The 11,919-nt window shown below is 65.3% G+C and carries 9 protein-coding genes and 1 tRNA gene; 6 read left to right on the forward strand and 4 right to left on the reverse strand.

Going from position 1 to position 11,919, the window contains the following annotated elements; translation table 11 throughout:
• Positions 1–67: 67 nt before the first annotated feature.
• Positions 68–991, reverse strand: a complete 924-nt coding sequence (locus WDO72_03655) for an acetoin utilization protein AcuC (GenBank protein MEJ0084749.1) — start codon at positions 989–991, stop codon at positions 68–70.
• A 144-nt stretch (positions 992–1,135) separates the two neighbouring features.
• Here WDO72_03655 and ettA point away from each other — a divergent pair, with 144 nt between their 5' ends.
• Together ettA and WDO72_03665 are read left to right on the forward strand one after the other, a co-directional pair.
• The gene (ettA, locus tag WDO72_03660) at positions 1,136–2,809 is read left to right on the forward strand and encodes an energy-dependent translational throttle protein EttA (GenBank protein MEJ0084750.1); all 1,674 of its coding nucleotides are present in this window, start codon (positions 1,136–1,138) and stop codon (positions 2,807–2,809) included.
• An 8-nt stretch (positions 2,810–2,817) separates the two neighbouring features.
• A complete protein-coding gene (locus tag WDO72_03665; GenBank protein MEJ0084751.1) occupies positions 2,818–3,525 on the forward strand; it encodes a hypothetical protein in 708 nt (235 codons plus the stop codon).
• Between the two features lie 24 nt (positions 3,526–3,549).
• On the opposite strand, the gene purL is transcribed toward WDO72_03665, so the two are convergent.
• Together purL and WDO72_03675 are read right to left on the reverse strand one after the other, a co-directional pair.
• Complete coding sequence (gene purL / locus WDO72_03670; protein ID MEJ0084752.1) at positions 3,550–7,434, reverse strand: phosphoribosylformylglycinamidine synthase; 3,885 nt, start codon at positions 7,432–7,434, stop codon at positions 3,550–3,552.
• Between the two features lie 45 nt (positions 7,435–7,479).
• A complete protein-coding gene (locus WDO72_03675; protein MEJ0084753.1) occupies positions 7,480–7,824 on the reverse strand; it encodes a DUF1820 family protein in 345 nt (114 codons plus the stop codon).
• Positions 7,825–7,905: 81 nt separating this feature from the next.
• Here WDO72_03675 and tagH point away from each other — a divergent pair, with 81 nt between their 5' ends.
• The 3 genes from tagH to WDO72_03690 all read left to right on the forward strand — a co-directional run bounded on the left by tagH (position 7,906) and on the right by WDO72_03690 (position 10,874).
• Positions 7,906–9,216, forward strand: coding sequence for a type VI secretion system-associated FHA domain protein TagH (tagH, locus tag WDO72_03680; protein ID MEJ0084754.1), 1,311 nt, complete (start codon positions 7,906–7,908; stop codon positions 9,214–9,216).
• Positions 9,217–9,318: 102 nt separating this feature from the next.
• Positions 9,319–9,672 carry a YciI family protein gene (locus WDO72_03685; GenBank protein ID MEJ0084755.1) on the forward strand — a complete coding sequence of 118 codons (354 nt, stop codon included), beginning with the start codon at positions 9,319–9,321 and terminating at the stop codon, positions 9,670–9,672.
• Entirely contained in the window at positions 9,669–10,874 is a 1,206-nt protein-coding gene (locus tag WDO72_03690) for a sigma-70 family RNA polymerase sigma factor (GenBank protein ID MEJ0084756.1), read from the forward strand. Before WDO72_03685 ends, WDO72_03690 begins: the two co-directional genes overlap by 4 nt.
• 109 nt (positions 10,875–10,983) lie before the next feature.
• Here WDO72_03690 and WDO72_03695 read toward each other — a convergent pair.
• Positions 10,984–11,076 (reverse strand) — tRNA-Ser (locus WDO72_03695).
• An 87-nt stretch (positions 11,077–11,163) separates the two neighbouring features.
• Here WDO72_03695 and WDO72_03700 point away from each other — a divergent pair.
• Positions 11,164–11,880 (forward strand): transglycosylase SLT domain-containing protein, encoded by a 717-nt coding sequence (locus tag WDO72_03700; GenBank protein MEJ0084757.1) that lies wholly within the window; start codon positions 11,164–11,166, stop codon positions 11,878–11,880.
• The last annotated feature ends 39 nt before the right edge of the window (positions 11,881–11,919 follow it).

The following is an 11,919-nucleotide window of genomic DNA, read 5'->3' on the forward strand; positions in this document are numbered from 1 at the left end:
CGGTCCGGGCAGCGTCTCCTGGTTGGCCGGTTCCTTTTCCTCACTTTCCTCACCCGGCACTATATTCCTACCCCAACAACCCCTCCACCACTCCCGACCACGCCTTCGCGAGGTTGATCCGGTTATAGCCGCCGCCGCCGGTGCCGAGCACGCGGCCGTGGCCCAGCTCATCGGCCAGAATCGACAGGTCGCGCGCTGCGCGCTGATGGGATTCGGCGGTGAAGCGCAGGTGGGTTATCGGGTCGCCCCCGACGCTGTCCGCGCCCGCCTGGAGGATGATGAACTCGGGCTGATATTTGCGCAGATGCGCCAGTACGCGCGGCCACTCGGCGTCGAACACCGCGTCGTCCGCGCCCGGTGGGACCGGGATGTTGAGCTTGGCGCCGGCCGCCGCGCCGCGCCCGATCTCGTCCTCGCGACCCGTGCCCGGATACAAGTACTGCCCGTCTTCATGGATGTCCGCGAAGATCAGGTCGGGATCGTCGTCGAAGCCGTAGTACACGCCGTCGCCGTGATGCGCATCGATATCCACGTAAGCAATCCGTTTCAAGCCGTGATTCCGCCGCAGCATTTCGACGGCGACGCCGCAGTCGTTGAAGACGCAGAAGCCGGCCGCGCCCGCGCGCGTGGCGTGATGCAAGCCGGCGATGGGAATGAAGGCGCGCCGCGTCTTGCCGGCCATGATTTCACCGGCGGCAAGCAGGGTCGCACCGACTACGTCGGCGGCCGCTTCGTAGATGCCTCGAAATGCGGGCGTGTCGCCAGCATCGAGAAAACCCTCGCCGGTGCGCGAACGTTCCGCCACGAGATCGAGGTACTCGGGCGTGTGGAAAGATTGCAACTCGGCGCGCGTGGCGGCACGCGTTTCCAGCAGGCGCACGCGTTTATCGAGACCGCGCGCGGAAAATTCCGCGTAGAACGCCGCGTGCCGGTCGGTACCGAAGGGGTGGCCCTCGGGGAAGCCGTAACGAGCCAGGCGCTCGCCAGCCACCACGAGAACGGATGACGCTGCTGTAGACAGAGGTTCCTCTCCCCCACGAAACCTGACCGCTCGAGGCGCAGCAAACCTAGCACAGCGCCATGCCGCCGGAGGTAGAATTCGCGCCCGTTCCCGTCCCCAAAACCACTGAGATACATGGCCCAATACATCTACACGATGAACCGGGTTGGCAAGGTTGTGCCACCCAAGCGCGTCATCTTGCGCGACATCAGTCTGTCGTTTTTCCCCGGTGCCAAGATCGGCGTGCTCGGTCTCAACGGCTCGGGCAAATCCACGCTGCTCAAGATCATGGGCGGCATCGACACCAATTTCGAAGGCGAGGCCCGCGCGCAATCCGGCATCAAGGTCGGCTACCTGCCGCAGGAGCCCGAGCTCGACCCTAACAAGGACGTGCGCAGCGTCGTGATGGAAGGCCTGGGCGGCGCGTTCGCGCAGGTCGCGCGTTTCAACGAGATCAGCGACAAGTTCGCCGAACCCATGGAAGACGAGGAGATGAACAAGCTCCTCGAAGAGCAGGCCAAGCTGCAGGACGCCATCGACGCGGCCGGCGGCTGGGAACTCGAGCGCAAGCTCGAGATCGCCGCCGACGCGCTGCGCCTGCCGCCCTGGGACGCCATCATCAACAAGCTCTCGGGCGGCGAGAAACGCCGCGTAGCGCTGTGCCGCCTGCTGCTGTCAGCGCCGGACATGCTGCTGCTCGACGAGCCGACCAACCATCTCGACGCGGAATCGATCGCCTGGCTCGAAAAATATCTCGAGGCCTATCCATCCACCGTCATCGCGGTCACGCACGATCGTTACTTCCTCGACAACGTCGCCGAGTGGATCCTCGAACTGGATAGAGGCCACGGCATTCCGTACCAGGGCAACTACTCGACCTGGCTCGAGCAGAAAGGCGCGCGACTCGCCGCGGAAGAGCGGACCAACGAAGGCCTGCGCAAACAGCTGGCGACGGAACTCGAATGGGTGCGCACCAGCCCCAAAGGCCGCCGTGCCAAAAACAAGGCGCGCGTCGCGCGCTACGAGGAACTCGCCTCGCGCGAATTCCAGGAACGCAACGAGACCAACGAGATCTACATTCCGCCGGGCGAACGCCTGGGCGATGTCGTCATCGAGGCGAAAAACCTGCGCAAGTCGTACGGCGATCGGCTGCTCATCGACAATCTCAACTTCAACCTGCCCGCCGGCGGCATCGTCGGCATCATCGGGCCGAACGGCGCCGGCAAGACCACATTGTTCCGCATGATGTCGGGGCTGGAAAAACCCGACTCCGGCGAATTGCGCATCGGTCCGACGGTGAAGCTGGCCTACGTCGACCAGAGCCGCCAGACACTCAACGACAAGAACACCGTCTGGCAGGAAATCTCCGGCGGCCTCGACCTGATCAAGGTCGGCAATTACGAAACGCCCTCGCGAGGTTATGTCGGACGATTCAACTTCAAGGGCACGGGCCAGCAGCAGGTCATCGGCGAACTGTCGGGCGGTGAACGCAACCGTGTCCACCTCGCCAAGGTGCTGAAATCCGGCGGCAACGTGCTGATGCTCGACGAACCCACCAACGACCTCGACGTCGAGACGTTGCGCGCGCTGGAAGAAGCCCTGCTGGCCTATCCAGGCTGCGCAGTTGTCATATCGCACGATCGCTGGTTCCTGGATCGCATCGCCACCCACATCCTGGCGTTCGAAGGCAACTCCGAGGTGGTATGGTTCGAGGGCAACTTCCAGGACTACATGGAAGATCTCAAGCGGCGCAAGGGCGAAGAAGCCACTCAACCTCACAGGATCAAGTACAAGCCGCTCACTAGATAGGGACCGCGATGGCCGTGCAGGTGTTCATCGACTCGACGGGAATCATGTACTTCGGCGACGAGCGCGAAACCGCGCGCAATTGCCCGCACTGCCATGCGTTCTCGCGGATGAGCCCGACGGCGCTGCCCACCTTCGACGAACTGTTGCTGCAGAAGCCGCGCGCCATCGGCCTCGTGCTGCGCTGCCACGCCTGCAACGCGCCGGTATTCCTGCGTTACGCCACGCGCGCGTTCGCCAGCAATCGCGTCGAGCTGTCGCCGCAGGCCTTCGATGTCGAGCGGCCGGTCGAGAAGTTCGCCTTCAACTACGTGCCCGAGGATGTCGAGACGTTCTTCCGCGAGGCGCTGATCTGCTACTCGCACAATCAGATCCAGGCGTTCGCCTCCATGTGCCGGCGCGCCGCGGCCGTGAGCTTCGCGGACCTCGGCAACTCCACCAAGCTGCGGCTGTTCGATTCGCTCTCCGACGTGCGCGAGATGGCGGACATCGAAGAGGAAACTTTCGCGGTGGTCATGCGCGTCATCTTCGCCGGCAGCGCCGATCCGGTGGTCGACCTGCCCTTCATCAACACCTACCAGGCGGCAGTGTTGCTGGAAGTGATGAAGGATTTTCTGTACCAGGCGTACGTGCGCAAGGGACGCCTGCAGCACGCGATGAAGGTGCGGCGGTTCTTCGTGCAGGAGCACGCGGCGCGGCGCGCCGGCCGCGACGATTGACCCGGCCCGGCAGCGGCCGGGTAGCTAGCCCACCCATCTCCGCGCGTTGCCGAACATGCGGAACCAGCCGGAATATTCGCCCGCCCCGTCGGGCCGCCAGGAATTCTGCGCGTAGCGGAACACGCGTTCCGGGTGCGGCATCGTCAACGTCACACGGCCATCGTCATTGCTGATCGCCGCGATACCGAACGGCGATCCGTTGGGGTTCGCGGGATAGCGCGTGGCAACCTTGCGATCGCCTTCGATGTAGCGTGCGGCGACGAGCCCACCGCCCGCAAACGCCTGCGCGGCGCCGTCGCTCGCGAATTCCGCCCGGCCTTCCCCGTGCGCCACCGCGATCGGCAACATCGATCCGTCCATGCCGGCGAAAAAAACCGATGGCGAGGGCGTGAGCTCGACCAGCGAGAATCGCCCTTCGAACTGTTCACCGCGATTGCGCACGAAGCGCGGCCAGCTCGCGGCTCCCGGCACGATCTCCTTGAGCGCGGCGAACATCTGGCAGCCGTTGCAGACACCAAGAGAAAACGAATCGAGCCGCTCGAAGAACCGCTGGAATTCGTCGCGCGCGCGCGCGTGATACAGGATGGACTTGGCCCAGCCCTCACCCGCGCCGAGCACATCGCCGTAGGAAAATCCGCCGCAGGCGACCAGGCCCTTGAAATCGCCGAGTGTCACCCGACCCGCGAGCACGTCGCTCATGTGCACGTCGTGCGCCTCGAAACCGGCACGCTCGAACACGGCGGCCATCTCGACCTGGCTGTTGACGCCCTGCTCGCGCAACACCGCGACTTTCGGCCGCGCCTTGTGTACGTACGACGCGGAGACGTCTTCGTCCGGGTTGAAAGTCAGCGCGACATTCAACCCACCGCTGCCCGTATCGCAGGCGGCTTCGAATTCCTCGCGTGCGCAACCGGGCTCGTCGCGAATCTCGCGCATGCGATACGAGGTTTCGGACCAGGCGCGGCGCAGATCCTCCCAGGATTCATCGACGCGGCCGGTGGCGGCTTCGATGCGCACGCGCATCTCGCGAGTGGGCGCGCCCAAGGCGTGGGTGAGGTCGCCGAGCCCGTGCCGCACGAATACCGATTGCACCGCGGCGGCATGTTCCACCTTGACCTGCAGCACCACGCCGAGCTCTTCGCTGAACAACGCGCCCACCGCGCCGTTCGCGCCGGCGGGTAGTTTGACGTCGAGACCGCAGTGGCCGGCGAACGCCATCTCGACGAGCGTGGCGAAGACGCCGCCATCCGAGCGGTCGTGATAAGCCAGAACCATGTTCTGCGCGCGCAGCTCTGCCAGCGCGGCCGTGAGCTTCGTGAGCAACGCCGGCTCGGCCAGGTCCGGCGGAATTGCGCCGAGCTCGCCGAACACCTGCGCCAGCGACGAAGCGCCGAGGCGATTGGCGCCCCCGCCGAGATCTACCAGCAACAACACCGTGGCGCCCACATCCGTGCGCAGTTGCGGCGTCCAGGTCTTGCGCGCATCGGCGACCGGCGCGAACGCGGTGATGATGAGCGACACCGGCGCGACGACGGACTTGCGCGCCGCGCCGTCGCCCCACACCGTCTTCATCGACAGCGAGTCCTTGCCCACGGGGATTGCGATCCCCAGCGCCGGGCACAGCTCCTCGCCGATGGCATGCACGGTGGCGTACAACGCCGCGTCCTCACCCGGCTCACCGCAGGCCGCCATCCAGTTGGCCGAGAGTTTCACGTCGGACAGGGAGCCGATATCCGCGGCGAGAATATTGGTCAGCGCCTCGCCCACCGCGAGCCGGCCGGATGCGGGCGCGTCGAGCACAGCGACCGGCGCGCGCTCGCCCATGGCCATCGCTTCGCCGGTATGCCCAAAGTAATCCGAGAGAGTGACGGCGACATCGGCCACCGGCACCTGCCAGGGTCCGACCATCTGATCGCGGCTGATCATGCCGCCGACGGTGCGGTCGCCGATCGAGATGAGAAAGGTCTTGTCGGCGACGGCCGGGAAACGCAGCAGCCGATAAGCCGCCTCGCGCAGATCGAAATCCGCGGGCTTCAACGGCAGCTCGGGCGGACGCACGCGGCGCACGTCGCGCAGCATCTTGGGCGCCTTGCCTAACAACACTTCGAGCGGCAGGTCGACGGGTCTGTTGCCGTGTTTCCTGTCTTCGAGGACCAGGACACCCGTGCCGTCGATTTCGCCAAGCACGGCGAACGGGCAACGTTCGCGCCGCGCGATCGCGCCGAACTCGTCGAGTTTGCCGGCATCGACGATGACGACGTAACGCTCCTGCGATTCGTTGCACCACAGTTCCATGGGCGACATGCCAGGTTCGTCGTTCGGAATCGCCGCGAGGTCGATCACCGCGCCGCGGCCGGGCGTGTGCGCGACCGCCTCGGGCACCGCGTTCGACAATCCACCTGCGCCCACGTCGTGGATCAGCAGAATGGGATTCAACGTCCAGCGCGCGCTGCACCGGTCGATGACTTCCTGCGCGCGGCGCTGGATCTCAGGATTACCACGCTGCACAGAGGCGAAGTCCAGATCGGCGCTCGAAGCCCCACTGTTCACCGACGAGGCCGCGCCGCCGCCAAGACCGATCAACATCGCGGGCCCGCCGAGCACCACGATTTTCGCGCCGACCGGGATCTCGCACTTCTCGACGTGTTTACGCCGCACGTTGCCGAGGCCGCCCGCGATCATGATCGGCTTGTGGTAGCCGCGCATGCGCTGCGCAGGATCGCCGTGCGCCGCCTGCTCGAAGGTACGGAAATAGCCGCAGATGTTCGGCCGGCCGAATTCGTTGTTGAACGCGGCGCCGCCGATCGGGCCGTCGCTCATGATTTCCAGCGCCGACACGATGCGGTCTGGCTTGCCGAGCGTCTTCTCCCACGGTTGCTCGAACCCCGGGATGCGCAGATGCGAAACGGAAAAGCCCGTGAGCCCGGCCTTGGGCTTGGCGCCGCGGCCGGTTGCACCTTCATCGCGAATCTCGCCACCCGATCCGGTCGCCGCGCCCGGAAACGGCGAGATCGCGGTCGGATGGTTGTGAGTTTCGACCTTCATCAGGATGTCGATGGGCTCGTCGACCGCGCCGTAGATGTCGTTCTCGGGATTCGGGAAATAGCGTTTGCCGAGCGGACCTTCGATGACGGAGGCGTTGTCGCGATACGCGGAGAGCACGCCCCGCGGATTCCTCGCATGCGTGTTGCGGATCATCGCGAACAGCGATTTTGGCTGACGCTCGCCATCGATGATCCAGTCCGCGTTGAAGATCTTGTGGCGGCAATGCTCGGAATTCGCCTGCGCGAACATCATCAATTCGACATCGGTGGGATCGCGCTTCAGCGCGGCAAAATTCCTGACCAGATAGTCGATCTCGTCGTCCGAGAGCGCGAGACCGAGCTCGGAGTTCGCCTTCACCAGCGCGCCGCGGCCCGTGGCGAGCGAGACGGTGCGCAGCGGCCGCGTCGTCTCCTTCACGAACAATTGCGCCGCGTCGGCGCGCGCGAACAACGCGGTCTCGGTCATGCGATCGAACAGCGGCGGCACAATCTTCTGCAACTGCTCGCGCGACAACTGACCCGCAATGGTCCAGACGATCCCGCGTTCGATCCGGCGGACGGCGTCGAGGCCGCACACCTTGGCGATGTCGGTGGCCTTGCTCGACCAGGGCGAGATGGTGCCGAAGCGCGGCACGACGACGATCTCGCTGCCGGCCGCGGTCACGGCCCCGTCCTCGCGCGGCCCGTACGTCAGCAGGCGCTCGAGCAATACGCGTTCGCGTCCGTCGAAATCGCGCTCGAGGTCGACGAAGTGGATGAAGCGCGCGCTCACGGCACCGATGCCGGGATGGATGGCTTCGAGCGCGGGGCGCAGCTTGGCGATGCGGAAATCGGAAACTGCGAGGGCGCCGGCAAGCTCGATCATGGAGGCGGCGCATTCTACAGAATGCGGATGCCGCGCTGCGAGAAGTTACTTTTTGGCGCCCGGATCGCCGCCGGCGGGTGTGTACATGGACATCGGAAAGGCCGAGACATTCGACCCTTCGAACGTGCTGATCTTGGCCGTCCCCTGCTTCTTCACTTCATCGATCCGCAGGATCGAATGCATGGGCAGCATGGTGGTTTTCACGCCGGTGAACTCGGACTTGATGCGTTCCTCGCCCGGATCCAGGACCACACTGGAGCGTTCGCCGAACACCAGCTCTTCGACTTCGATGAAGCCGAACAAGCGACCCTGGCCCACTTTGCGGGCATACACCTCGTAAACCTTGCCTTGGTTCACGAACATAATCTTGAAAATGTGACTGGATGCCATCGACCGACTTAAGGGGGCGTTAACCTTCGCCTTCATACACGCATGGGCTGCGGGAAGCTAGAGCCCAGAGGGTACCGTTACATGGCGCTCCGGCTGCGCGTCATCAGCGATCATCGCCATCGACTGGGCGACAAGAGCACGTTTGTCTTTGGAGTCTCGGGTGGAAGCATAGGACGCTCCGCCGAGAACGACTGGGTGTTGCCTGACGACATGCGTTACGTGTCGGGCCGGCATGCGCGCATCGTTTTCCACAAGGGCCGCTTCCTGCTGCAGGACATGAGCAGCAATGGCACCTACGTCAATGACATCGAAAAACCGCTCGGCAGCCAGAACCCGCACGAGCTGAAGTCCGGCGACATCATCCGCATCGGCGAATACCACGTGCAGGTGCAGATCGATTCGGCCACCGATTTCTCGCTCGACGACAGTGCGCTGTACGCCACCCAATCGACCGGTTCGACCAGCAGCCGCCGTCGCGTCCCGTCGGGCGACCTCGGCGCTTCGCTGCGCCTCGAGAATCTGCTCGAGGCCAGCAACGACACCTCGAGCGATGAACTCAAGCCGGTCAACGCGTTCGGACAGGCCGTGTCGACGCGTACGCGCGCCTTGCATCAGACGCAGGATCTGCACCGCGAACCTTCGAGCTCACCGGAACTCGACGTCGATTCCGAGGCGGTGGCGCGCCGCATTTCGCGGCTCGCCAAGGCCGCGACCAAACAACAGAAAGAGAAGGCGATGAATCAATCATCGCCGCCGACCGTTCCGTTTGCGCCGGCGTCTTCCTCGCCAACGCAGGACAACACGGCCGGTTTGCAGGCGTTCTGCCGCGGCGCGGGCATTGGCGTGGAGACGCTTCCGGTCGACGCGTACGCGCGCATGCTCCATCTCGCCGGCCAGTTGCTGCGCGAATCGCTGCTGGGTCTCAAGGAGAGCAATCGCACGCAGCAGGATCAGCGCAGCCAGCTGCGCGTGACGTACCAGAAAGAGCCGGACGATCTGAAACCCTCACTCGACAGGCACAGTGTCGATGAGCTCATCCAGGAACTGCTCAAGGCGCACGACAGCCGGCGCTTCGATGCGGTCGCCTGGCTGCGCGAATCGTTCGGCAACGCGCGCCGCCACGACGATGCGATGGTGCGGGCCATGTACGCGGCCTTCATCGATTTTCTGGGCCGGCTCGATCCGCTCGACCTGGCGACGCGTTTCGAGCGCAGCGCGCGCCGCAAGACGATGGGCAACTGGGAACTGTACGGCGACTTCTATCGCAGCCTGTGCGAGATGCAGCCGGGCACCCTGCCGCACATCTTCGTCGAGACCTTCGCGCAGAACTACGAAACGGCCGCGCGCGAAGGCGAGGACGACTCGACCCGCAACAGCATCGACGCCGCCTAGCGTCGCGGCTTGTTTTCATTCGATCGCCTGTCGAAACTGACCGCGGCCATTCGTTTAGGGGATGAACCCGGCACAGCGCCGGCCCAGTCGAAGGAACCCGCCGTGAAGCAATATCTACTCAGCGTCTGTTATCCCGCCGGTGGCGCCCAGCCGCCGCCGGATGCCCTGCAGAAAATCATGCGCGACGTGGTCGCCGTTCAAAAGGAAATGCAGGCCGCGGGCGCCTGGATCTTCAGCGGCGGACTGCACTCCGCGGATACGGCCACGGTCCTGCGCCAGCAAGGCGGCGAGATCGTCACCACCGATGGCCCTTTCATCGAGAGCAAGGAGCAGATCGGCGGCATCACCGTTCTGAAGGCGGACGACCTCGATGCGGCGCTCGCCTGGGGCCGCAAGCTCGCGCGCGCGATCGGCGTGCCGATCGAAGTGCGCCCCTTCATGGAGGGGCACGGCTGAGCCGCGAAATCGAAGCCGTTTTCCGCCGCGAGTACGGCCGCGCGGTGGCCGTGCTCGCGCGGTCGCTGGGTGACATCGGCCTCGCCGAGGAAGCGGTGCAAGACGCTTTTCTGATCGCCTTGCAGCGCTGGCCCGGCAGCGGTGTGCCACCCGCTCCGGCCGGCTGGATCATCACCACCGCGCGCAACCGCGCCATCGACCGGCTGCGGCGGGAGGCGTCGCGTGATGAGCGCCACGCCGCCGCCCTGCAGCTCATGGAGGCGGACACCGTGGAGCACGATGTGCACGACGATCAGCTGCGGTTGATATTCACCTGTTGCCACCCGGCGATCGCGCCGGAGGCGCAACTCGCGCTCACGCTGCGGTTGTTAGGCGGGCTGACGACGGCCGAAATCGCGCGCGCGTTTCTCGTGCCCGAGCCCACCATGGCGCAACGCCTGAGCCGCGCGAAGGCGAAGATCCGTGCGGCCGGCATTCCCTACCGGGTGCCGGACGCCGGGGAGCTGGCGCCGCGGCTGCGCGCGGTGCTCGGCGTCGTCTATCTCATTTTCAATGAGGGCTACAGCGCGACCGCGGGGGACCAACTGCTGCGCGCCGATCTGTGCGACGAGGCCATCGGTCTCGGCAGGCTGCTGGTCGAGCTGATGCCGCAAGAATCCGAGGCCCTGGGCCTGCTGTCGCTGATGCTGCTGGTGGACTCGAGGCGCATGGCGCGTGTGGATGCGGGCGGCGCCTTCGTCAAGCTCGCGCTGCAGGATCGGGGCGCGTGGAATCGGGCGCGAATCGAGGAAGGCCAATCGATACTGCGCGAGTGCCTCGCGCGCGATCGGCCGGGCCCCTACCAGCTGCAGGCCGCGATCAACGCCGTGCACAGCGATGCGCGCGCGGCCGGCGATACGGATTGGGCGCAGATCCTCGCGCTCTACGATCAGTTGATGGCCATCGCCCCGAGCCCGGTCGTGGCGCTCAACCGCGCAGTGGCGGTCGCCGAACTCGACGGGGCGGAGCCGGCGCTGCGCCTGGTCGACGCGCTGGAACTGACTAACTACCATCACTTCCACTCGGTGCGCGCGGACCTGTTGCACCGGGTCGGGCGCGATGCCGATGCGGCCGCGGCCTATCAGGACGCGATCGGCCGCTGCGAAAACCTGCGCGAGCGGGAATTCCTGAAGGTGCAATATCGCGCGATCGCGCGCAACTAGACATGGGCCGGCAAAATCAGCGGCCGCTTGGCGGATGAGAGGGCGGGAGTGCTTCGTCCCCTGAACGCGAATTCGAAATTCACTCGCGATGACGGTTTGATACAGGAAGTGGCGGAGAGGGTGAGATTCGAACTCACGTGCCGGAATTACCCGACCATCCGATTTCGAGTCGGCGCCGTTATGACCACTTCGGTACCTCTCCGCGCGGGAACCTGTTTTTGATTAGGGCCGCCCCTTTGGGGGCGCGTATTCTAGCCGAACGATGCCAAGAGCCAAGGGCCGGAAAAACTTGACGAATCGGCGCTCGTTCATGGGCCTGGGGCTGGCCGCGCTCGGCGCCGCCCTGCCCGCGTCGGCGGCCGATCCGGCCAAGCCCGAACCTGCCAAACCCGCGGCCGCAAGACCTCCCGCCCAGCGGGCACGCTTGCCGCGCCGCCTCGCCGGCGATTTCCGCGGCCACATCGAAACCCGTCTGCCGCACCTGCGAGTCCCGTTCGAAGAGGCAGCCAGGGACACGGGCTTCAGCTGGCGCCTGCTGGCCGCACTCGGCTATCAGGAGTCGCGTTGGCGGCCGGCCGCGGTTTCTCCGCGCGGGGCACAGGGTGTGATGATGCTCATGCCGATCACCGCGAAAAAGATGGGCGTGAGCAACGTGTTCTCGCCAGACGAGAACATCATGGCTGGCGCCCGGTACCTGCTTTATATGAAGGAGCGGGTTCCGAAACGTATCCGCGACCCCGACCGCACCTGGCTCGCCATGGCGGCCTACAACATCGGCATCGGCCATCTGGAAGACGCCCGTGTCGTCACCCAGATGCGCAAGAAGAATCCGGATCGCTGGGCCGACGTACGCGCCAACCTGCCGCGGCTGTCCGATCCGCACTGGCATAGCCGCGTAAAACACGGCTACGCCAACGGCGCGGAAACGGCGCAGTTCGTCGAACGGGTGTCACAGTTCGCCGCCATTCTCGAGTCCGTTCCGGAACTCGTGGTGCGGCGAGATTAGTTAGACGCGTCGCGCATGGACCGCGCCGAATGGAAAGAC

The organism is Pseudomonadota bacterium, assembly GCA_037200975.1.
Lineage (GTDB): Bacteria > Pseudomonadota > Gammaproteobacteria > Steroidobacterales > Steroidobacteraceae > CADEED01.

Excerpts from the sequence above, each read along its gene's own strand:
- ettA (MEJ0084750.1), top strand. The coding sequence starts at position 1,136 with ATGGCCCAATACATCTACACGATGAACCGGGTTGGCAAGGTTGTGCCA.
- WDO72_03665 (MEJ0084751.1), top strand. The coding sequence starts at position 2,818 with ATGGCCGTGCAGGTGTTCATCGACTCGACGGGAATCATGTACTTCGGC.
- purL (MEJ0084752.1), bottom strand. The coding sequence starts at position 7,434 with ATGATCGAGCTTGCCGGCGCCCTCGCAGTTTCCGATTTCCGCATCGCC.
- WDO72_03675 (MEJ0084753.1), bottom strand. The coding sequence starts at position 7,824 with ATGGCATCCAGTCACATTTTCAAGATTATGTTCGTGAACCAAGGCAAG.
- tagH (MEJ0084754.1), top strand. The coding sequence starts at position 7,906 with ATGGCGCTCCGGCTGCGCGTCATCAGCGATCATCGCCATCGACTGGGC.